This is a genomic window from Rhodococcus oryzae, assembly GCF_005049235.1.
GTDB classification, from domain to species: Bacteria; Actinomycetota; Actinomycetes; order Mycobacteriales; family Mycobacteriaceae; genus Rhodococcus_G; species Rhodococcus_G oryzae.
Genome location: NZ_SUMD01000016.1, coordinates 1 through 19,649, shown reverse-complemented (window position 1 = coordinate 19,649; position 19,649 = coordinate 1). Strand labels below are relative to the sequence as shown.

The window sequence follows — 19,649 nt, the reverse complement described above, 5'->3', positions numbered from 1 at the left end:
CCGCCCGGCCGCACCCCATCAACAGGAGAAGCCCATGCGAAACCGCCCGCTCGGCCGCACCGGCATCCAGGTCAGCGCCTACACCCTGGCGTCGGGGTGGGATCTGATGTGGGACAACGTCGCCACGCAGGCCGACGAGAAATACAAGATTCAAGTTTGGCCTGAAGCATCAACCGCTCCTGTGATCATCTCGCATCAGAGTCCGCCCACCCTTGGGTGCCGGGGACGGCGTCGTGTCCGTCTGCCGCAGAAGCCAATTGGACCCCGTCCACACGGCGGTTCGCGAACAATTGCCAACTATCTTGACCACGATCACGACCGAAAACCGTCAAGTAGTTGTCGCTCCGGAGGTCAAGGCGCCGCGAAATGACAACGACGACGACTCACATCCGGCGTCCGCACGGCTACCTCCGCCCCGGAAACGGCCGCTACCGTTCGGATGACGAACGGTAGCGATATTTGGCGGATGGTCAGCTAGTTGACGGATTCCCCCGAGTGGAATTGTCCCTTCGCGGCGGTGTGTCAGTCTCGCCGAGGCGGCCGTGGCAGCGACGGGCGTAGACCTAACATGAATCGATGAAGATCGACCGGATTCCAGACGGGGCTCAGGACCCCCGCACCAGCGTCTTGACGCGTGCACGACTAAGCGAGGTTCAGGACGTCGACGAAATTCTGACGCTGGTGTCTGCAGAACGAGCCGCCAATCTCGACTCCCGAATCTTCATTACCCTCGACGATCTCGCTCAAGCTTCGTACACGAGCATGCACGCCGGCGAGGCCGATGAACTCGAAGTTGCGACAGACGATCTCGACTTTCTGAACGACCCAGGCGCTCAACGGCGCTTCGAGCTCCGGCAGGTCGCTCATGCGGCGGCTCAGCTCGGCAGGAGCGAACTCATACCAAGCTGGGACGAACTGCACGGCACTCGAGAATGCCCTCCCGAGTGGATTGACCGGATGGCTGCCGTCAACGACGACCCGTCCACCATTCTCGGCGACGAAATCCACGTTCTCCACGTGCCGGTCCGCGACAGCCTGGCAGCAATCGCCGGCTTCCCGAATGGGTACTTCAGCGTCGACTGGGACACGTTCCAGAACTACACCGTCACTCGTCATCTCGCCGACGCCTACGCCTATCGTCCACTTGGTATCGGTGCGTCCTGGATCGGATTCGAACGGGATACCCCGTTGTCCCTGCTGAAGGCGAGCGAACTCATCGAGGAGCTGAAGCCCATCTACGGCAGTATCGACGCGCCCGGATGGACTCGCCTCGAGGATGTCCTGACTCGCAGACGGACGCTCTTCCTCGGCTACACCGAGAACTTCGCCGATTGAGAAAGCGGTAGGTCTCGTCCAGCTCCGGGGGTCCGTGGCGTCGGTCGACCCCGCTGTCCCGTCTACCTGCCGACGCAGCGATATCAGGATTTATAGCTGACGGGCCCAAAAGTGGCGGAGTGCGGCAGCTACCTGCACGGGTTGCTCCAGGGCTGGAATCACGCGCGCGTCCGTGATCGTGACCTCCGTCGCGTATGACATCTGTGCCACCACGGCGCGTGCCTGTTCGGGTGTCCATTCGCCTCGATCGTCGGTAGTGACGAATAGGGTGGGACACCGCAGCGCACGCGCTGCCCACAGTAGGTCGGTGCGATTGAGAATGGCCGATCGGATCGCGGTGATGGTGGCGCCGCTCCCCGATTTCGCGAGGCACTCGTCGATCAATGCCACTGCCTCCAGGTCATCCTTCCGGGTGGCGTCGGTCAATATCGTCGACATGATCGCTGAGCGGACCGGGCCGCGTGGGCCGAAGGCACGGTAGAGCGGTAGCAGCAAACGAATCTTCAGCCGTACCGCGAGGCCGATGGGAAAAGTCGGCGCACTGATCGCGACAAGGCTGTGGATCATGTCCGGACGGATTGCTGCGAGTTCCATGCCAACATGCCCGCCCCAGGCGTTGCCGAGCCAGTCGATCGGTTGTCCACCCAGTTCGGTGGCGAGCGCCGTGATGACTTGTGCCGCCGCACGCGCACAGGCACTGATGTCCACTGGCTCGGCGAGCGCCTCGCTGGCGCCACATGATGGAGCATCGATCAAGAAGAAGCGTCGACCCGGTAGGTGAGGCGCCAGGCGGGACCAACTCGACGAGTCGACGAACATGCTGTGCCAGGCCACGACCGGGCGTCCCTCGCCCACGATGTGTACTGCGAGATTGCCGAGGTCGGTCGGGATTAGTGCGGTCTTCCACTCAGCGGTTGTCATGGATCCGGTGCCTCCCTGGAATTCTGAATTACTCCAAGTAAACTGAAATTTGATTTCAACATACACCACGTAAGGCGAAACTCGGTAGGCTGTCGGCGTGGTGCGTGAGTACAGATCGAAACTTCGGGAGCAGCTGGCCCTGGCCAACCGTGAAGCGGTGGTCGCCGTGGCAACGGAGATGTTCACGGCCCGCGGATGGGTGGCCACGACCATGGCCGACGTCGCCGATGCGGCACACCTGACCAGGCAGACGGTCTACCAACAGTTCAATGGAAAGCTCACACTCCTCGACGCCTGTATTGCCCACGCCCTCGCCGGTGGAGACGGTTTGCGCGTGCGTGATCAACCGACATTTCAGGCGATGGGTGTAGGCGACCAGGCGACCCGCATTCGCGCCGGCGGGCACTGGTTGCGAGGTGCGCACGAGCGATCGGCGGCCATTCAGTACGTCCTCGATCAAGCGGCGGTGACCGACGATGCCGCGGCAGCCCGACTGGCTGAGAGGGAAGCGGCCCGATGGAACGAGGTCGCACACGCGTCGACCCTGATTGTTGGGCATCGTCCGCATGATGACGTCATCGATGCAATGTGGGTTCTGACCAATCGCCGGTGGTGGTTGTTGCTGGTCGGCAAACGAGGCTGGAATGGCGATCGCTGGGAGCGATGGTTCGAGAACGCCGCCACCGCCACCTTCACAATGTGAGCCTCGGGTCGGGCGGTTACGGCATACCCGGCAGCACGCTAGCCGGCGCCGAACCCATGGACTTCGGCGATCTCGGGCGGCAGCAGGGCCGGCGACGGTTCGCTCGAATGAGGCTGCGCTCGAATCAGCGAGCGCACGCCGGTCAGTGACTAAACCATCTCGACAGACCTGCACTCGAATTCTCATACGCACGTTCACTATTCGTTCATCACGGAACCGTCGTCCCGGGCGAATTCTGCTCGCCGCCAACGGTTCCGTCGAAGGCAAACGGGCATCGCTGCCGCTTCGGACTCCACGTACCCGGATGGATCTCGTTCGCGTTGGACACGGCCGGCTGGACCTACGGCTTCAAAGAACCGTCCGGACACTCAGCCTTCGACAGACATCCCACCAGGGCGTCTACCTTGATCAGCTCGTGTGGCGCCCTTCCACAGTCCTGCCATCATCATCGACTCATCCGCAGACGAATCTGTGACAGGTCTATGACGATTCCTGTCGCGAGAGCAGCGGTGCCGTCATCGTCGGTTCATCGGTGCGCGTAGGAGCCCGACGAGCATCTCCACGATCTGCGGCTGCGTAGGTCCGAATCGGTCGTCGCCCTGGTGTGCACGCTCGAAGTCGGCCAGGAGCGCGAACAGCGTGGTCGCCATCGATGAGATGCGGCTGATCCGCTCCCGCCGCGTGCCCTCAGGGAGGAGTTCGGCCAGCGTGTTCGTGATCATCGACCAGGTGGTGTCCTCACCGGCCGGCCACCCCTTCACCTGGGTGCGCATGACCTCTAGGAACCGGAAGTAGTGAGTACTGCCCTGCTCGACCGATGCATCGACGAGGGAAGCCACCAGCACTTCTACGAGCGCGTGCGTGTCACCGCGGTCGACACCGACCAGCAGCCGGGCGCCGGAGGCCTCCACCGACTCCAACCGCCGTCGCACGATCGCCGCGATCAGGCCTCGGCGATCGCCGAAGTGGTACTGCACCGCGGAGTTGTTTCGCTGGCCCGCGGCGATCGCGATCTCGCGCAGGGGGACATCGGCGCCGCGATCGGCGAACAGTCGTTCGCCAGCGATCAGCAATGCGTCGACGGTCATGGATGGAGAACATACCCTTGACGGATTTAAGCGCGCGCGCTTAAATCCGGGGTATGGATTATAGGGACATAGACACCGGCCGGCCGATCGACCGCTACGCGCGCGGCTGGCACTGCGTGGGGCTCGCCGACACGTTTCGTGACGGCCGGCCGCACGGCCTCGATGCATTCGGGACCCGGATCGTGGTCTTCGCCGAAACCGGCGGCGAGCTTCGGGCGCTCGACGCGTACTGCCGACACATGGGGGCCGACCTGTCGGGCGGGACGATCAAAGACGGTGCGATCGCCTGTCCGTTCCACGACTGGCGCTGGGATGGGCCCACCGGTCGTTGCACGGGGGTTCCCTATGCACGCCGGGTGCCCCGGCTGGCCAGAACCCGCAGGTGGCCTACGGCGGAGCGCAACGGTCAGCTGCTGATCTGGCACGACCCCGAAGGGTCCGATGCATCAACGGATCTGCTGCCCCCGGCGATCGACGGCATCGGTTCGGGGGCATGGACTGATTGGGTGTGGAACTCGGAACGGATCGAGGGCTCGCACTGCCGGGAGATCATCGACAACACCGTCGACATGGCGCACTTCTTCTACATCCACCATGCCTATCCGACCTACTTCAAGAACGTGCTCGACGGGCACTGCGCATCGCAGTTCATGCATTCGAAGGCCCGCCCGGATGTGTTCGGCGCAGGCAAACACTTCTCGGAGGACGCGCATCTTCGTTCGGAGGCAACCTATTTCGGCCCCGCCTACATGGTGAATCTCATCCACAATCACGTCGCGCCGGACTCGGTGATCGAGGTCGCGCTGATCAATTCGCACTATCCGATCTCGTCCGAGTCCTTCATGCTGCAATGGGGAATTGCGGTGCAGAAGCTGCCGGGGCTCACCGACGAGCAGAACGACCGGATGGCGCGGGCGTTCTCACAGAACTTCAGCCGGGGCTTCCTCGAGGACATCGAGGTGTGGCGGTCGAAGACGAGGATCGAGAACCCCCTGCTCACCGAGGAGGACGGTCCGGTCTACCAGCTGCGGCGGTGGTACCGGCAGTTCTATGTCGACGTCGGCGACGTGTCCCCGGAGATGACCGCGCGCTACGAATACGAGATCGATACCGCGCGCGCGAACGACGTGTGGCAGGCCGAGGTGGCGCGAAACCTGGCCGCCCAGAACGCAAGATAGGGCGCAGGCGACTCCTCACCCGGTCTGCCACCGAAGCCGGCACGCCGACATCCACCACCACGCCCGAGGCTGCGATGACCACGTCACGTCGCCTGCTCGATAGCGCGGGGTCGAATCAGAGCGATATGACGGTCTCGATCGGCGGCGCCGACACGTGCGGGGTCGCGGTGCTGAGCCAGAACCGGACACGTCCGAGCCCCGACGCGACATATGCGGCGTTCCCGGAGGTCTGGTAGGCAGCCGGGTTCTCCCTGCTGTCCATCGGATACACGGTGCGACTGCCAGTGCCGCCGGTGTCGAGGTTCTCCCAGTGCACCGTCACCGCGATCATGCACTGGGTCAGCCGATGGGTCAGGTCCGGGAGGTAGAACTCCGGGGACAGCAGGATGTAGGCCTCGCCGCCGGGCCATCCACTGGCCAGTCCCACGGTCATCGGGATACGGACGATGCCGCACCGACCGATGTCGTCCGACACCGCCCACGTGTCCAGGGCCCGCGCCGGCACCGGTGCCGCGCCTGCCGTTCCGACGCCGAGCATCATCGTTGTGGCCAGTACGGCCACGACGATCGCGCTGCGACCCCTGATGAGTTTCCTCATGCTGTTCCTCCCCCGTTCCGTGCTGAGCAGCACGACTGAAACTGATCGTCATTCAGCGCCAACAGCCAGTGCGGTCACCGCGAACAGTCGCCTGATCAGCGAGGCCCACATGCCGGATTGACTGAAACCTACCGATGTGTCTGTTTCCTCCCTCCGCGCGTTACGGAGCTCGGCCATGTTCCGGGTTGCCCCGCTGCTTCCCCGGAGTCGACCCCGCGTCCAGCGAGGTCGACGATCTTGACCACGATCGCGACCGAAGGGGTCACGTTTGTCGGCACACCGCAGGTCAGGTCCTCGGGAATTGCCAACAACCTTGGTGATTCGCATCCGACGACGACAACGGTGGCCGCTGTGAACGGGCACCGAAGTTGGCAGTTGGTCACCCAAGCTCCTCGCGGCCACTGGAGCCCGCTCACAAGCCCCGGGGAGCGCAACTCAGGCGCTCACCACGTAACCTCCGCCCATGATCGACGATCCGTCCCAGTGCCGCTGCATCCTGTGTCATGACTACGGCGACCGAGACGAAGCAGACCGGGCTGAGCTGACGATCATCGACAATGTGCGGCAGCACGGATGGCACGTCGTCATGGTTCCCGAGGACGAGATCGGTCCTGGTTTCGCCTACACGATCGGCCTCTCGCACACCCACGGTGCACCGGAACTCGCAATGTTCGGGATCGATGTCCACGCCATGCACAGCATCCTCAATGCGCTCGGGGAGATGGCCGCCGCAGGCACCGTACTGGCCGACGGCCAGAAGCATCCTGACGTCATCGGCGACCGCCAAGTCGCGCTCAGGCAGGTCGATCCCCGCTGGTACCGGACCTTCTTCGGGCGGGCCATAGATTTCCACCGGAAGGCGTCTTTTCCTGTGCTGCAAGTCGCGTGGCCCGACGTGCAGGACCGCTTCCACTGGGAAGCCCAGGCCGAGGAGAGGCATCGAGGGTCGCAGCCACAGTTATGGCTGCCGCCGAGCGAGCACCCTGCCGGATGCTGGACGGCAGAACTCTGAACCCAACTCCAGGGCAGAGCGAGGATTTCGCCACCCTCGCCGCGTATGTGAAGGACTACCGCGCCGGTGGCTACGACGTCGACACCGTCACCGAGTCGGTGTGCGCGAGATGCGGCGGACGAACCTTCGCGATAGGCGTGGACGACGAGGCGGGTTGCGCCGAACGGCTGTGCGTGGCCTGCGACGACGCCGTCCTGATCGCCGACAGCGTGGACCACTGGCCCGAGTCCGAACCGGCCCAGTGCGAATGCCCTTGCGGCGGGGATGAGTTCGCCATCGCCGTCGGCTTCGCCCCGGTCGACGACGGGAGCGACGACGTGCGCTGGGTGAGCATCGGGCTTCGGTGTCTGCGAGACGGGACGCTCGGCGTGTACACGGACTGGAAGATCGACCACAGCCCCTCTGGCCACCTGCGCGGCATGGCATAGGCGGGACATACCCCGAATTTCATCGCCGGACCGAGCTCGCGCCCGGTTGCAGGACGTCGCGGCTCAGTCGTGGAGAGTGACGCTGGGCATTGGGCGGCCACCATCGTCGAACAACGCGGCTCCACAATCGCAGCGCTCGTCGGCCAGGATCTCGGTCGCCGGCAGCTCCCAGACCAGCATCTCCGAGCAGTTCGGGCAGTTCAGGCTGACCAGGGTCTCGTCGGGTTCCGAGCCCCAGGCCCGCACCGGGAGGCCCTCGTGCGTCAGCTCTGTCAGCTCTGTCAACTCTGTCAGCTCACGCTCACCGGTCAGCGCGACCAGCACCTCGTAGGTGTCGGTGCCGCTGTCCCGAACCGCGAGCGTGCAGCCGAGATTTGCCAGCACACAGGACAGATGATCGAGCTGGCGGACCGGGAAATCGCCGCGGCGCAGAGACGGGTCGACCTCGGCCGCGCGGTAGACGACGTTGGTGTCGACGTCCGTCGGCTCCGCCCCGAAGGCCCGTACCCGACCAGCCACGAACGCCGCGAGATGGCCTGGATAGTCCTCACCAGTCCAGTCCATCCTGAACATCACACCGTCGACCCGGACCCCCTTGGCCCGCTCGCCGGGGGTCAGGACCAGGTCTTCCAGATCTGTCACGGCGATCACGCTATCAACTGCCGGCTGGCAAGCCTGCGGTTGTTGTGTCGTTGTCGTGCCGGACCAACGCCGGCCCCGCGGAAATCTGCACGACCTCCAGGCCACCCGCGATTCCACTTGCCGGGGTGTTGGTTTCACTCGCAGGTCGGCGAACCCGCCGGCGCGATGGCGAAGCCTGAACAATTGCCGACGACAGATGAATGACAACACCGTTGGCGACAGCCCACGCTAGGGGTCTTCCCCCATTTCGGTCTCAGGGGTGCGCCCGGATGTGCCCCGGTGCTGGCGAAACTAGCGTTCAGTTCATGACTTCGACCAAGCGAATGCACCTCGCGGTGGCACTCGGTGTCGCGACGATTCTCGTCGCCGGGGTGGCGGCCGCCGTCGTCCATTCCGCCGGTGACTCGTCTGTGGAGCAGTTGCGCCAGGACACCGAGGCGATCCACGCCCTCGGTGTCAGCGGGGTGCAGGCCCGAGCGATCGAGCCTGACGGTCGGCAGTCGGTCGCCACCAGCGGCACCGCCGACCGGAACACCGGCCGCCCTGTTCGTTCCGAGGGCTACTTTCGCATGGCCAGCACGTCCAAGACCCTGGTCGCCACGGTGGTCCTCCAACTGGAGGCCGAGGGCGGGGTATCCCTGGACGACACCGTCGACCACTGGCTGCCAGGAGTAGTGCAGGGCAACGGCAACGACGGCAGCCGGATCACCATCCGCCAACTGCTCCAGCACACCAGCGGCATCCGCGACGACCTGCCCGGATACACCACGCCGGAGGAGTACTACCAGCAGCGCCACGACGTCTACGAACCCGAGCAGCTGGTCGCCCGCGCGATGGCCCACGCGCCTGCCTTCCTGGCAGGCGAGGGCTGGGGGTACTCCAACACCGGCTACGTCCTGCTCGACATGATCATCGAAAAGGCCACCGGTCAACCCGTCCACCAGGAGATCGAGGACCGCATCCTGCGCCCGCTCGGCCTCGATCAGACCCGGCGGATGGGCACCTTCCCCGCCCTGCCCCAGCCGCACGCGCAGGCCTACGAGTTCTTCGGCCCCGGTTCCGTGGTGGACGTCACCGATCAGATACCGGTGTACGAGAACCTGTCGTGGGTCACGACCACGAACGACGAGAACGAATTCTTCCGCGCGCTGCTCGCGGGCCGCCTGATACCGACGCAGCAACTGGACAAGATGAAGCAGACCGTCCCCGTGAGCGCCGAGGTCCAACAGATGTGGCCTGACGGCCGATACGGCCTCGGTCTGGTCGAACGCCCCCTGAGCTGCGGGGGAACCTACTGGAGCCACGAGGGCGGGGACGGCGGCTTCATCACCCTCAACGGCGTCACCGACGACGGCACACACAGCGCCGTGGTCTCCATGTCCGAGGCACGCGGCGACACCCTGGAACACATTCAGGAGCAGGAGAACGCGGCCAGCGCCCTGATCGACCACGCACTGTGCGCCGGAGGTCCCAGCACCCGGTAAGCCGAGGCGTCGTTGCGGTGAGCAGTGCTCCGCGATCAGATCACTGGCGGGCCAGCCACTCCGACAGTGATGTCTGCGCCAGCTGTGCGCCACTGCCGGGCAACAGGCTCTCGGGCCCCAGCACCGCCCCGAAATACCGCGCCAGGGGATCGGTGACCACAGTGCGCGGATCGGAACGCGCGGCCAGCACCGTGCGGATCCACTGGTCCATGCCGAACACTTCCGGACCCGCGACCTCGACGGTGCCGTTCAGCGGGGCGCCCACCGCAGCTCGGCCAACGGCCGGTGCCACCTCGTCCGCGGCAATAGGCTGCACACCGGCGTCCGGGAGCCGCACCTCGCCGTCGACGTTCGCGGAATCGGCTATGCCACCAGCAAATTCGAAGAACTGCGTCGCGTGCACCAGCGAGTAGGGCAGGCCCGACCCTGTGATCAATTCCTCCTGCGCCGCCTTCGCCCGCAGGTACCCGGACTCCGGTAACCGATCCGTACCGACCACCGACAAGGCGACATAGTGTCCGACGCCGGCCGCGGCGGCGGCCTCGAGCAGGTTCGCGGTGGAGGTCCGGAAGAAGTTCATGACGTCGTCGTCGGCGAACGACGGCGAATTGGAGACATCGACCACCACGTTCGCATCCTGCAGCACCTCGTGGACCCCCTCGCCGGTGAGAGTGTTCACGCCCGTACTGGGTGCCGCCGGAACCGCCTGGTGGCCAGCCTCACTCAATCGAGCGACGAGCTTCGAGCCGATCAGCCCGGTGCCGCCGATCACAACGATCTTCATGCTCATTCCTCCCACCTCGTCGGACACCCACATGCGCAGTCGCGCGCGGGTCTGGTCCACTCGGTCCAAGGCAAGGCGGGTGGCTACGTCGACACGCACGCACCGCAGGATTGACGGTACCCGGCACCGTGCCCTCAGTCGGGGCGCCTGGTTCCGATCACGACGGTGGCGCCGGACTCCTCCGAGCGGGCAACCCGGGGAGTCAGTCCGCCGCGGGCGAAGGCGTCGACCGTGAGCGGCGCCTGCCGTTCGCTCGTCTCGATCAACAGGTGTCCGCCAGGCGCCAGCCAGCGGGTGGCGCCTGCGGCGACCCTGCGCTGGATGTCGACGCCGTCGGTCCCACCGTCGAGCGCCACCATCGGCTCGTGGACGCGGGCCTCCGTCGGCAGCATCCCGATCGAGCCGGTGGGCACGTAGGGCGCGTTGGCCACCAGGACGTCGACCCGACCCCGCAGGGACCGGGGCAGCGGATCGTAGAGATCGCCCTCGTACACCCGGGCGCCGGCGGCATTGCGGCGCGCGCAGCGGACGGCGGCCGGATCGACGTCGACCGCGTGCAGTTCGATGTCGCCCCCGGCCGCGGTCAGCGCGACGCCCACCGCACCGGACCCGCAACAGAGATCGAGGACGACCGCCCTGCGATGGGCGACGGCCGCCGCCTGACGGGCGAGGAACTCGGTGCGACGGCGGGGCACGAAGACCCCGGGGTCCACGGCGATGCGCAGCCCGCAGAACTCGGCCCAGCCGAGGATCTGCTCGAGGGGCAGGCCGGCGACACGTCGGTCCACCATGGCCTCGAGGTGGTCGGGGGTCGCGGCGGCGGCGGCGAGCAGGCGCGCCTCGTCCTCCGCGAAGACACAGCCGGCGGCGCGCAGCCGGGCGACGAGCGGGGTTTGCGGGCACAGCGATGAGATAGCAGACATGGGAACGCCTTTCGGGAAATTCCGATGGGCGCTCTCGCGATCACCTACGCCGGTCGGACCGCACACGGTGAGAGCACCCGGGTTGCCAAAACGGACACCGGTCTCACCTCCTCGGTCGGACGACTACTGCGGACGGGAACGATACCCGAGCCATCACGGAGCGGCCACCGATATACCGAGCGCCGTTTGAGCCGCGTCACACTTGGTTGTGCACAACATAACCGTGCACTACCTTCAGTCTCGTGACGGATGAACTCGCCCTCGACCGGCAGGTGTGCTTCGCCCTCTACTCGGCCTCGCGCGCCGCCACCGCGGCGTATCGCCCACTACTGGAGGATCTCGGCCTCACCTACCCGCAGTACCTGGTGATGCTGACGCTCTGGGAGCGCGACGGCCGCGGGGTCCGCGAGATCTGCACGGAGCTCGGCCTGGACACCGGCACCCTCTCTCCCCTGCTCAAGCGACTGGAGGGCATCGGACTCATCGAACGCCGGCGCCTGAGCACCGACGAGCGCCGCGTGGAGATCCACCTGACCGCCACCGGACGGACCCTCCGCGACCGCGCGCAGGACATCCCGCGCCGACTCGCCGATTCCACCGGGATGTCCGAACCGGAGCTGGCCGCGCTCCGGGAGGCCCTGGTCCGGGTCACCCGCGCACTGCAGCTCTCGACCCGACCCTGAACCCCGCCAACCCATTCCCCACCCACCGAAGGAGAAACAGATGAAGACGCTCTACACCGCTGAGGCCCTCGCCACCGGCGACGGACGCAACGGCCACGCCCGTTCCTCGGACGGCAGGCTGGACTTCGATCTCGCCATCCCGACCGCTATGGGCGGCACCGGCGACGGCACCAACCCCGAGCAGCTCTTCGCGGCCGGCTACGCGGCCTGCTTCCACTCCGCGCTGCAGCTGGTCGCCCGCCAGGCCAAGGCGAACGTCGCCGACTCGGCGGTCGGCGCCCGGGTCGGCATCGGCTCGCTCGACGGCGGCGGATTCGGCCTCGAGGTCACCCTCGAGGTGTCGCTACCGCACCTGGCACGCGCCGAGGCCGAGGACCTGACGGCGAAGGCCCACCAGGTCTGCCCGTACTCGAACGCCACCCGCGGCAACATCGAGGTCACCCTCGTGGTGGCCGAGGCCGACGAATAGGTCTCGCCGACAAGCAGTTCAGGACCGGCGGGCGAAGATCCGTTCCCACACGGCGGGATCGGTGCGCGGACCGCTCGGGGTCTCCGGCCCGTACCTCTCGATCTCGCCGTCGATGTCGAGGGGGCGGGTCGGCGGCATGCCCGGCACCAGCTCCTCCTCCACCCGGTCGTCCGGAACGAGCCAGCACACCTCGAACTCGATACCGTCCGGGTCCCTGGCGTACAGGGCCTTGGTCGACCCGTGATTGCTCGCACCGGTCAGCGCCCCTGCCTCGATGAGCTTCTCGCGCATCGACGCCAGATCGGTGAGGGTGTCCACCTCCCAGGCGAGGTGGTAAAGCCCCACGTCGCCCTGGCGGGCGCGGCTCGGCCCACTGGGGCTCTGGAACAGGCCCAGGTCGTGATCGTTGGCCGAGTTCGCGGCCTGTAGGAAGGCCGCGCCCGGAAATCCCCCCGGGAGCGGACGGAATCCGAGCACGTCCTGGTAAAACGCCAGGCTGCGCTCGAGGTCTGCCACGAACAGCACAGCATGGTTCAGTCGGCGAATCGACATCTGTGTGCTCAGCTTTCGAATGAGTAGGTGACGCCGGACAGCCGCTCGGACTCGCCCCACAGCGCCCGGGCCACCGTCTTGTCTCGTGACTTCGAGGAGGAGCCGACCACCTTGGGGTAGCCGCGCTGCTCGAAGGGCCCGTCGGGCCCGAAGTAGGTGCCGCCGGCCACGTCGGGCGCCGTCGCGGCGTAGAGCTCGGGCAGGGCGCCCATCTCCGCGCTCTGCGCCATCAGGTCGCCGATGCCCATCAGTCGGTCCCAGATGGACTCGGTGTGCCCCTGCAGGCCGGTGGACGCGTATCCGGGGTGGGCAGCAACGGATTTCACGCTCGATCCCGCCTGGCTCAGTCGACGGTCGAGCTCGTAGGCGAACATCAGGTTGGCCAGCTTCGACTGCCCATACGCCGGCCAGCGGCGGTAGGTGCGGCGCTGGTAATTCGGGTCGTCGAGATCGATGCTGCCGAGCCGGTGGAACAGGCTCGACATCGTGACGACGCGATCGGAGATCCGGTCGAGCAGCAACCCCGTCAACGCGAAGTGGCCCAGGTGGTTCGTGCCGAACTGCGTCTCGAACCCGTCGGCGGTGGCGCCCTTCGGCACGGCCATCACCCCCGCGTTGTTGATCAACACGTCGACCTTCTCGACGCCGGCGGCGAACTCGCGCACCGATGCCAGGTCGGCCAGGTCGAGGCGGCGCACCTGCGCGTTCTCCCCGATCTGGGCGGCGACGGCATTGCCCTTGTCGACGTTGCGGCAGGCCAGGATCACGGAGGCTCCCGCCGCCCCCAGTGAGCGGGCGGCGACCGCACCCAGCCCGCTGTTGGCGCCGGTCACCACGAAGGTGCGGCCGGTCTGGTCGGCGATGTCCCGCGCGGTCCATTTCCCCATGCCGCCAGCTTACTGTCGCGGTCGCGGATCCGATGGATCCGCGACCGCCTGGTGGGAGCTTGGTCGGAGCTACCCGACGCCTCGGGCGCCGGCCACACTCGATGTTCGGTGCTTGCGACTCAGCCGATATGGCTGTCCATCGCAAACCCGCCCGAGAAGGACTTGATCAGCTCGTCGACGGAGAAATTGCTGGATCCGCCGGCGGTTGCGCATGACTGCTCGTCTGTCGTCTCGTCACACTCGTCGGACACCGCGGTCGGCCGTGCTGCAACGGATCCGGCGACGGCAGTGCAGCCGGGATCCCCGCCGCCCATGTTCGACTCCTCACAGTTCTCCGACGTCGGAGGCGTCGCGGCGTGAGCCGTCGTGGGCACTGCCAAGAGACCTGCAGCCACAAACATGAGGCTCGCAACAAGACGCCGGTTCATTCTCAGGCTCCAATTCGGTCGTATCCGATGCCTACGCCGGCACCGGCTCTTGATGCGCGGCACGCTATACCAGCTGTCGATCGCTCACGTCAGCATTGCGAATATCGCTACGCTGCATACGATCTACTCGACTTGCACATGGAAATAGACCTTCGCAACCGTTGCATCGGATAACTACCCATTCAGAAGGAAACATGACGGACAAGACACTTGGACTGGCCGTGATCGGGACCGGCTTCGGCTGCATCACCCACGTACCGGCGTTCCGGGATTCCGGGTTCGAGGTCCGCGCGCTTGTCGGCCGCGATCGAGACCGCACCGTGGACCGTGCCGAGCGCATGGGGATACCGCATGCCGCGACCTCCCTCGACGAGGCCCTCTCGGTCGCGGACATCGATGCAGTCACCATCGCGACGCCGCCACACACCCATGCCGCGCTGGCCGTCGAGGCAGCCGAGCGAGGGCTGCATGTGGTGTGCGAGAAGCCGTTCGCGGCAGACCTGAGCGAGGCTCGGGCGATGCTGGCCGCCGCCGAGAAGTCCGACGTCGTGCACATGATCGGCACCGAGTTCCGCTACGCGAGCCCCCAGGCGCTGCTTACCCGGCAGATCCGCAGCGGGGCGATCGGCGCCCCGCGGCTCGCCACCTTCCTCATGCATCTACCGCTGTTCGCCGCCGAGGGCAGCGAGGCGCCCGGTTGGTGGACAGACGCCAGCAGTGGCGGCGGCTGGCTCGGCGCACAGGGCACCCACATGATTGACCAGATCCGTAGCACCCTAGGCGAATTCGAGATGGTCAGCGCCGGGCTGCCGGTCGTCGCCGACCGTGGGCAGAGCGCGGAGGACTCCTTCACCGTGCACTTCCGCACCACGACCGGAGTCGACGGCGTGCTGCAGAGCACGGTCGGCGCATGGGGGCCGCTGCTGATGACCACCCGCATCGCGGGCACGCTCGGCACGCTGTCGATCAACGGCGACAAGGTGTTTCACGCCGACGCGACCGGCGAGCACGAGGTACCGATGCCCGCCGACCTGTCCAACCCGGCTCCACAACCGCCGCCGCACGACCTCTTCCAGACCACCTACGACTGGATGCACTCGACCGGGCTGGATCGCGCCCCGTATGCCCGGCTCGCCGATGCGTTCCGCAGGCGCATCCTCGGACAGGCCCCCGACCCGAACGAGCCCCCTGCGGCGACCTTCCGGGACGGCGTCGCGGGACAGGCTGTGCTGGACGCCATTCGCCGCTCGGCGCGCGAGGGACGGTCCGTGCGGGTCGAGGCGCCCTAGCTCGGCCGATTCTGGCCTCGCCCGGGGGCGACCGCCTACCCTCCGAGGTGTGTCCGCCGCCCCGCTCCCCGTCCGCGACGGCCTCAACCCCACCCGGCTGAGGCTGCCCGAACGCGGGCCATGGACCACGGTGATGGAATACCTGCTCGCCCGGTTCCCCGACGATGCGGCGCGGCTCCGGGAGAAGGTCGCACTGGCCGAGGTGATGGGCGGGGACGGGGTGCCGGTCACCAGCGAGACCGAGTTCGCGCCGCGCTCGTTCGTATACCTCTACCGAGACCCGCCGGTCGAGGCGCGGGTGCCGTTCGAGATCGAGATACTGCACCGGGACCGGGACCTGCTGGTCGTGGACAAACCACACTTTCTCGCCAGCACGCCGCGGGGCAGGCACATCGTGGAGTCGGCGCTGGTCCGGCTGCGCCGCGACCTGGACCTTCCCGAGCTCACCCCCGCTCATCGCCTGGACCGCGTGACGGCAGGCGTGCTGGTCTTCACGGTCCGACAGGAGGCCAGGCGGGCGTACCAACTGCTGTTCGAACAGCGACTGGTGACCAAGGAGTACGAGGCGATCGCCGGATTCGACCCGGCGCTGACACTGCCGCGGACCGTGCACAGCCGCATCATCAAGGAACGCGGAATGCTGCAGTGCATCGAGGCACCGGGGGAACCGAACGCCCACACCCGCATCGAGCTGCTCGAGGCGCGCGGCGATTTGGCCCGCTATCGACTGCTCCCGAGCACCGGGAAGATGCACCAGCTACGGGTTCACCTGAACTCACTCGGCATCCCGATCGTCGGCGACAGTTTCTATCCACGACTGTATGACGTTGCACCGGAGGACTATTCGAATCCCCTGCAACTCCTGGCGCGCTCGATTGAATTCTCCGACCCGCACACAGGCGAGCCGAGACGCTTCGTGAGCGAGCGACACCTGTCCGCCTGGGAGCGGACCAGCAAACCCAACCCTTAGCGAATTGCCAAGGAGCGCACACCGTGCGCTCACAGATCTCCGTCACCATCGGTATATCGGAAAAACCCGAACCGCCGGACACCCCGGCTGATCCGCACACCGATCGGAGCCCGAGATGACCGACCTCTGCATGATCCTCCAGCGCGCAGACGACACCGCGGACCTCTTCAGCGATCGCGACTTCCTCGAGGCCGTCGCGCGGGCCGCGAACCTCCGCCAGGCCCACATCCTCGCAGAGCTGCTGACCACCACCGGCCACGAGGAGGACGCCGACCAGTTCCTGGCCGCACACGCCGCATCCTGCCTCACCGACCTGCCGGACGCTGCCTGAGAAACCGGCGAACCCACAGGTAGGCGACCTACTACGCACCGTAGTGGAGTGCGTCACAATACTGGCATCTCAGATGCAAGTTAAATACCGTCGGGTCATGACCCTCTCCCCCGCATCCACCGAAGTCATCAAGGCGACCCTCCCCGCCGTGGGCGCTGCCATCGAGGACATCACCGCGCTCTTCTATCCGAAGATGTTCGCCGCGCATCCCGAACTCGAACGCGATCTGTTCAATCGGGGCAACCAGAAGCAAGGCCAGCAGCAGAAGGCCCTCGCCGGCGCGATCGCCGCATTCGCGGCACTGCAGGTCAGCCCCGACGCCCCCCGCACGGAACTGATCATGTCGCGGATCGCGAACAAGCACGCCTCGCTCGGAATCACCGCGGACCAGTACGTGATCGTGCACAAGTACCTGTTCGAGGCGATCGTGGAGGTCCTCGGCGAAGCCGTCACCCCGGAGGTCGCGGCCGCCTGGGACGAGGTCTACTGGCTGATGGCCGACACCCTGATCGGACTCGAGGCCGACCTCTACTCCGCGTCCGGGGTCCAGGCCGGCGACGTCTGGCGCCGAATGGTGGTGGGCCGACGCGTCCTCCAGTCCGCGGACACCGTCACCTTCATCCTCGAGCCGGCCGACGGCGAACCCCTGCCCGCGTACCGGCCGGGACAGTACGTCTCCGTCGGCGTCCGGCTGCCCGACGGCGCGCGCCAGATCCGGCAGTACAGCCTGGTCGGCGCGCCGTCGCAGTCCGAGTGGCAGATCAGCGTCAAGGCGGTCCCGGCACAGACGCTGCCCGATGGGTCAGCGACTCCGGCAGGCGAGGTCTCAAACCACCTGTACCGCAATCTTTTCGAGGGAGACGAGGTTTCAATCTCGCTACCCTTCGGCGACCTGGTCCTCGAGGACGACGACGCTCCCCTGCTGCTGGTGTCCGCCGGGATCGGCTGCACCCCGATGATCGGGATGCTCAACCACCTCGCCGCCACCGGCGACCCGCGCCAGGTCTCCGTGCTGCACGCGGACCGCTCCCCGGCCCAGCATGCGCACCGGGCCGAGCTGACAGAGCTGGTGCAGCGGATGCCGTTCGCGGTGATGCACCGGTGGTACGAGGACCTGGGCGCCCGGCCCGCGGGCGACACCACGCACCTCGGCCGGACGGACCTGTCCGCCATCCAGATCGAGCCGGACACCCAGGTCTACCTGTGCGGGCCGCTGCCGTTCATGCTCTCCGTCCGCGAGACGCTGATGGAACGCCGTGTCCCGGCCGAGCACATCCACTACGAGGTGTTCGGCCCGGACAGCTGGGCGTCGGCAGGCTGACCCTCCGCTCGGCGGCTGGCCGTAGTACAGCTAGCCGCCGACACCGGTCAGCTCGATGGGCGACTGCGGCAGCACCGCCGAACGGACCACGGTGCCGGTCTCGAGGTCGACCACATGGATCGACTTCGCGGCCGGATCACTGACGTAGGCCGTGGCGCCGTCGACGAACAGGGCGGGCCGCGGCGACTGCCACTTCTCCGGCTCGGTCCAGGCGCCGAGCACCGGTATCCGGTTGGTCACCGCCCTCGTGTACTGGTCGATCACGTGCAGGAAGCCGTCGGTACCCAGCACCAGCGCCTCGCCGCGCGGGCCACGACCGAGGGACCGGAAGGTGTAGCTGGTGCCGAGGTCGACGGGCGTCATCGCGGCGGTCGTCGTATTGACCAGCATCACCCGCTGCGGCCGTTCGAGTTCGGCGTCGCGGTCCGTCTTGTAGTCGCCCAGCACCACGTCGGAGTTGTCCGCGCCTGCCTGGTTGCCGATCCGGCCGTAGGCGTCCGGACTCGAGATCTTCGTGACCGCGCCGTCGCGGTAGACGAGCACCCCGTCCTGGCATCCGAACACCACGACCTCGTTCGCGGCCGACGCCTCGCCGTGTACGCCGGAGCACTGTTCGTTGCGGGTGACCTCCCGGCGCTCGCGGTCGAGGACAACGATGCCGGTACGGGTCTTCTCGTCGCCGAGCGTGGTGATCAGCCCACCGTTCTCCAGTTCCACCGCAACCCCGTGGTGCGGCGCGGCGGTCGTGTGGCTGTCCACCGCCGGTTTCCCGTCCGCCAGCCCGTGCGGATCGAACATCTCGACCAGCCCGGACCCGTCATGGAACAGCACGGTGCGATCGGCGTGCCGGACCACGTGGCCGGGCTTGTTCGCGGCAAACTCGGTGCCGGTGAATGCCGGGGCCGCGGTGTAGTGATGCGAGTGGTCGCCGTGCGGCTCGGACCAGGTCCCGGTGTCGAGCACCTCGAAGGCGTCGCCGGTCGTGACGAGGACATGCCTGCCGTCCCCCGCCGGGTTCAGCCGGGTGAAGCCGTCGACCGGCACCTGCCCGACCACCTCGAGACTCTCGGCGTCGAGCACCAGGACGCCACCGTCGTATGACACCGCGAGACGCGGTGTCGCGCCCGAACCCTCCACCGGTCCAGCGGTTTCGGATCCAGCGGCGGCGGCCTGGTCCTGCGGGTCGATCCCGGACGAACAGCCGGCGAGCAGGGCAGTCGCGAGGACGGCGGACGCCGCCGCGGCGCGAACACGAGGAATGGGGGTCTTGGTCATGCCCATCAGCTTCGGCCTTATTGCAAATGATTGTCAAAGTATATAATGCGCATGCGTGCACCCATTTGACCGAAAGCCCTTCCCTGGGAGCGCATTTGACAGCAAGCCCCTACCCTCCCTAGGTTTCTGGAAATCATTTCCATGTGACCTGGCGCCGCATGCCCACGCACCGCGGCCCCACGAAGGGGATTCAATGAGCAAGTTCCGCAATGCCGGCATCAGTGCGGCCGCGGCCGTGGCGATCGGCCTGATGTCGACCGGTGCGGCGCATGCCGACACCTTCGTGCCGCTGCCGGACGGGCAGAAGGCCGGGCCGGGTGCGGTCGTCTCCCGCACCGGTGAGAGTGT

At 66.8% G+C, this 19,649-nt stretch carries 22 protein-coding genes and 1 pseudogene; 13 read left to right on the top strand and 10 right to left on the bottom strand.

Annotated elements, in window-relative coordinates; all coding sequences use genetic code 11:
• The first annotated feature begins 576 nt into the window (after window positions 1-576).
• Window positions 577-1,335 carry a hypothetical protein gene (locus tag FCG67_RS23385; RefSeq protein ID WP_136911975.1) on the top strand — a complete coding sequence of 253 codons (759 nt, stop codon included), beginning with the start codon at window positions 577-579 and terminating at the stop codon, window positions 1,333-1,335.
• A gap of 90 nt (window positions 1,336-1,425) precedes the next feature.
• On the opposite strand, the gene FCG67_RS23380 is transcribed toward FCG67_RS23385, so the two are convergent.
• On the bottom strand, window positions 1,426-2,256 hold the full coding sequence (locus FCG67_RS23380) for an alpha/beta fold hydrolase (RefSeq protein WP_136911974.1): 831 nt from the start codon (window positions 2,254-2,256) through the stop codon (window positions 1,426-1,428).
• A 97-nt stretch (window positions 2,257-2,353) separates the two neighbouring features.
• On the opposite strand from FCG67_RS23380, the gene FCG67_RS23375 reads away from it, so the two are divergent.
• Entirely contained in the window at window positions 2,354-2,959 is a 606-nt protein-coding gene (locus tag FCG67_RS23375; RefSeq protein WP_136911973.1) for a TetR/AcrR family transcriptional regulator, read from the top strand.
• Between the two features lie 515 nt (window positions 2,960-3,474).
• Here the strand turns inward: FCG67_RS23375 and FCG67_RS25270 are convergent.
• Window positions 3,475-4,047, bottom strand: a complete 573-nt coding sequence (locus FCG67_RS25270; protein ID WP_211243307.1) for a TetR/AcrR family transcriptional regulator — start codon at window positions 4,045-4,047, stop codon at window positions 3,475-3,477.
• A 53-nt stretch (window positions 4,048-4,100) separates the two neighbouring features.
• On the opposite strand from FCG67_RS25270, the gene FCG67_RS23365 reads away from it, so the two are divergent.
• Complete coding sequence (locus tag FCG67_RS23365; RefSeq protein WP_136911972.1) at window positions 4,101-5,225, top strand: 3-ketosteroid-9-alpha-monooxygenase, oxygenase component; 1,125 nt, start codon at window positions 4,101-4,103, stop codon at window positions 5,223-5,225.
• 115 nt (window positions 5,226-5,340) lie between these two features.
• Here FCG67_RS23365 and FCG67_RS23360 read toward each other — a convergent pair whose 3' ends face one another.
• Window positions 5,341-5,823, bottom strand: a complete 483-nt coding sequence (locus FCG67_RS23360) for a hypothetical protein (RefSeq protein WP_136911971.1) — start codon at window positions 5,821-5,823, stop codon at window positions 5,341-5,343.
• A 463-nt stretch (window positions 5,824-6,286) separates the two neighbouring features.
• Between FCG67_RS23360 and FCG67_RS23355 the strand changes: the two genes are divergently transcribed.
• Entirely contained in the window at window positions 6,287-6,835 is a 549-nt protein-coding gene (locus FCG67_RS23355; protein WP_136911970.1) for a DUF4262 domain-containing protein, read from the top strand.
• Window positions 6,814-7,263, top strand: coding sequence for a hypothetical protein (locus FCG67_RS23350; protein ID WP_136911969.1), 450 nt, complete (start codon window positions 6,814-6,816; stop codon window positions 7,261-7,263). The genes FCG67_RS23355 and FCG67_RS23350 overlap by 22 nt, the downstream gene beginning before the upstream one ends.
• Before the next feature lie 63 nt (window positions 7,264-7,326).
• Here the strand turns inward: FCG67_RS23350 and FCG67_RS23345 are convergent, their stop codons facing one another.
• Window positions 7,327-7,905, bottom strand: coding sequence for a hypothetical protein (locus FCG67_RS23345; RefSeq protein WP_136911968.1), 579 nt, complete (start codon window positions 7,903-7,905; stop codon window positions 7,327-7,329).
• Between the two features lie 305 nt (window positions 7,906-8,210).
• On the opposite strand from FCG67_RS23345, the gene FCG67_RS23340 reads away from it, so the two are divergent.
• The gene (locus tag FCG67_RS23340; RefSeq protein ID WP_169310603.1) at window positions 8,211-9,389 is read left to right on the top strand and encodes a serine hydrolase domain-containing protein; all 1,179 of its coding nucleotides are present in this window, start codon (window positions 8,211-8,213) and stop codon (window positions 9,387-9,389) included.
• Window positions 9,390-9,429: 40 nt separating this feature from the next.
• On the opposite strand, the gene FCG67_RS23335 is transcribed toward FCG67_RS23340, so the two are convergent.
• Entirely contained in the window at window positions 9,430-10,173 is a 744-nt protein-coding gene (locus tag FCG67_RS23335; RefSeq protein ID WP_136911967.1) for an SDR family oxidoreductase, read from the bottom strand.
• A 134-nt stretch (window positions 10,174-10,307) separates the two neighbouring features.
• Window positions 10,308-11,096 (bottom strand): putative protein N(5)-glutamine methyltransferase, encoded by a 789-nt coding sequence (locus tag FCG67_RS23330; RefSeq protein ID WP_136911966.1) that lies wholly within the window; start codon window positions 11,094-11,096, stop codon window positions 10,308-10,310.
• Between the two features lie 242 nt (window positions 11,097-11,338).
• Here FCG67_RS23330 and FCG67_RS23325 point away from each other — a divergent pair, with 242 nt between their 5' ends.
• Entirely contained in the window at window positions 11,339-11,779 is a 441-nt protein-coding gene (locus tag FCG67_RS23325) for a MarR family winged helix-turn-helix transcriptional regulator (RefSeq protein ID WP_136911965.1), read from the top strand.
• A gap of 40 nt (window positions 11,780-11,819) precedes the next feature.
• Window positions 11,820-12,248, top strand: coding sequence for an organic hydroperoxide resistance protein (locus FCG67_RS23320; RefSeq protein ID WP_097214247.1), 429 nt, complete (start codon window positions 11,820-11,822; stop codon window positions 12,246-12,248).
• Window positions 12,249-12,266: 18 nt separating this feature from the next.
• Here the strand turns inward: FCG67_RS23320 and FCG67_RS23315 are convergent, their stop codons facing one another.
• From FCG67_RS23315 to FCG67_RS23305, 3 genes are all read right to left on the bottom strand, one after another.
• Window positions 12,267-12,800 carry a VOC family protein gene (locus tag FCG67_RS23315; RefSeq protein WP_097214187.1) on the bottom strand — a complete coding sequence of 178 codons (534 nt, stop codon included), beginning with the start codon at window positions 12,798-12,800 and terminating at the stop codon, window positions 12,267-12,269.
• Window positions 12,801-12,808: 8 nt separating this feature from the next.
• Window positions 12,809-13,687: an oxidoreductase gene (locus FCG67_RS23310; RefSeq protein ID WP_136911964.1), complete on the bottom strand. Its 879-nt coding sequence runs from the start codon at window positions 13,685-13,687 to the stop codon at window positions 12,809-12,811.
• Window positions 13,688-13,806: 119 nt separating this feature from the next.
• Window positions 13,807-14,001, bottom strand: a complete 195-nt coding sequence (locus FCG67_RS23305; RefSeq protein ID WP_136911963.1) for a hypothetical protein — start codon at window positions 13,999-14,001, stop codon at window positions 13,807-13,809.
• A gap of 308 nt (window positions 14,002-14,309) precedes the next feature.
• Here FCG67_RS23305 and FCG67_RS23300 point away from each other — a divergent pair, with 308 nt between their 5' ends.
• The 4 genes from FCG67_RS23300 to FCG67_RS23285 all read left to right on the top strand — a co-directional run bounded on the left by FCG67_RS23300 (window position 14,310) and on the right by FCG67_RS23285 (window position 18,026).
• Complete coding sequence (locus tag FCG67_RS23300; RefSeq protein WP_136911962.1) at window positions 14,310-15,404, top strand: Gfo/Idh/MocA family protein; 1,095 nt, start codon at window positions 14,310-14,312, stop codon at window positions 15,402-15,404.
• A 49-nt stretch (window positions 15,405-15,453) separates the two neighbouring features.
• Window positions 15,454-16,374, top strand: a complete 921-nt coding sequence (locus tag FCG67_RS23295; protein WP_136911961.1) for a pseudouridine synthase — start codon at window positions 15,454-15,456, stop codon at window positions 16,372-16,374.
• A 115-nt stretch (window positions 16,375-16,489) separates the two neighbouring features.
• The gene (locus tag FCG67_RS23290) at window positions 16,490-16,705 is read left to right on the top strand and encodes a hypothetical protein (RefSeq protein ID WP_136911960.1); all 216 of its coding nucleotides are present in this window, start codon (window positions 16,490-16,492) and stop codon (window positions 16,703-16,705) included.
• A gap of 97 nt (window positions 16,706-16,802) precedes the next feature.
• A complete protein-coding gene (locus tag FCG67_RS23285; RefSeq protein WP_136911959.1) occupies window positions 16,803-18,026 on the top strand; it encodes a globin domain-containing protein in 1,224 nt (407 codons plus the stop codon).
• A 30-nt stretch (window positions 18,027-18,056) separates the two neighbouring features.
• Here FCG67_RS23285 and aztD read toward each other — a convergent pair whose 3' ends face one another.
• Window positions 18,057-19,307: a zinc metallochaperone AztD gene (gene aztD / locus FCG67_RS23280; protein WP_425467880.1), complete on the bottom strand. Its 1,251-nt coding sequence runs from the start codon at window positions 19,305-19,307 to the stop codon at window positions 18,057-18,059.
• Between the two features lie 187 nt (window positions 19,308-19,494).
• Here aztD and FCG67_RS25500 point away from each other — a divergent pair.
• Window positions 19,495-19,649: pseudogene (locus FCG67_RS25500) on the top strand (MspA family porin); the annotation flags it as partial.

Excerpts from the sequence above, each read along its gene's own strand:
- FCG67_RS23385 (WP_136911975.1), top strand. The coding sequence starts at position 577 with ATGAAGATCGACCGGATTCCAGACGGGGCTCAGGACCCCCGCACCAGC.
- FCG67_RS23380 (WP_136911974.1), bottom strand. The coding sequence starts at position 2,256 with ATGACAACCGCTGAGTGGAAGACCGCACTAATCCCGACCGACCTCGGC.
- FCG67_RS25270 (WP_211243307.1), bottom strand. The coding sequence starts at position 4,047 with ATGACCGTCGACGCATTGCTGATCGCTGGCGAACGACTGTTCGCCGAT.
- FCG67_RS23365 (WP_136911972.1), top strand. The coding sequence starts at position 4,101 with ATGGATTATAGGGACATAGACACCGGCCGGCCGATCGACCGCTACGCG.
- FCG67_RS23360 (WP_136911971.1), bottom strand. The coding sequence starts at position 5,823 with ATGAGGAAACTCATCAGGGGTCGCAGCGCGATCGTCGTGGCCGTACTG.
- FCG67_RS23355 (WP_136911970.1), top strand. The coding sequence starts at position 6,287 with ATGATCGACGATCCGTCCCAGTGCCGCTGCATCCTGTGTCATGACTAC.
- FCG67_RS23350 (WP_136911969.1), top strand. The coding sequence starts at position 6,814 with ATGCTGGACGGCAGAACTCTGAACCCAACTCCAGGGCAGAGCGAGGAT.
- FCG67_RS23340 (WP_169310603.1), top strand. The coding sequence starts at position 8,211 with ATGACTTCGACCAAGCGAATGCACCTCGCGGTGGCACTCGGTGTCGCG.
- FCG67_RS23335 (WP_136911967.1), bottom strand. The coding sequence starts at position 10,173 with ATGAAGATCGTTGTGATCGGCGGCACCGGGCTGATCGGCTCGAAGCTC.
- FCG67_RS23330 (WP_136911966.1), bottom strand. The coding sequence starts at position 11,096 with ATGTCTGCTATCTCATCGCTGTGCCCGCAAACCCCGCTCGTCGCCCGG.
- FCG67_RS23320 (WP_097214247.1), top strand. The coding sequence starts at position 11,820 with ATGAAGACGCTCTACACCGCTGAGGCCCTCGCCACCGGCGACGGACGC.
- FCG67_RS23315 (WP_097214187.1), bottom strand. The coding sequence starts at position 12,800 with ATGTCGATTCGCCGACTGAACCATGCTGTGCTGTTCGTGGCAGACCTC.
- FCG67_RS23310 (WP_136911964.1), bottom strand. The coding sequence starts at position 13,687 with ATGGGGAAATGGACCGCGCGGGACATCGCCGACCAGACCGGCCGCACC.
- FCG67_RS23305 (WP_136911963.1), bottom strand. The coding sequence starts at position 14,001 with ATGGGCGGCGGGGATCCCGGCTGCACTGCCGTCGCCGGATCCGTTGCA.
- FCG67_RS23300 (WP_136911962.1), top strand. The coding sequence starts at position 14,310 with ATGACGGACAAGACACTTGGACTGGCCGTGATCGGGACCGGCTTCGGC.
- FCG67_RS23290 (WP_136911960.1), top strand. The coding sequence starts at position 16,490 with ATGACCGACCTCTGCATGATCCTCCAGCGCGCAGACGACACCGCGGAC.
- FCG67_RS23285 (WP_136911959.1), top strand. The coding sequence starts at position 16,803 with ATGACCCTCTCCCCCGCATCCACCGAAGTCATCAAGGCGACCCTCCCC.
- aztD (WP_425467880.1), bottom strand. The coding sequence starts at position 19,307 with ATGGGCATGACCAAGACCCCCATTCCTCGTGTTCGCGCCGCGGCGGCG.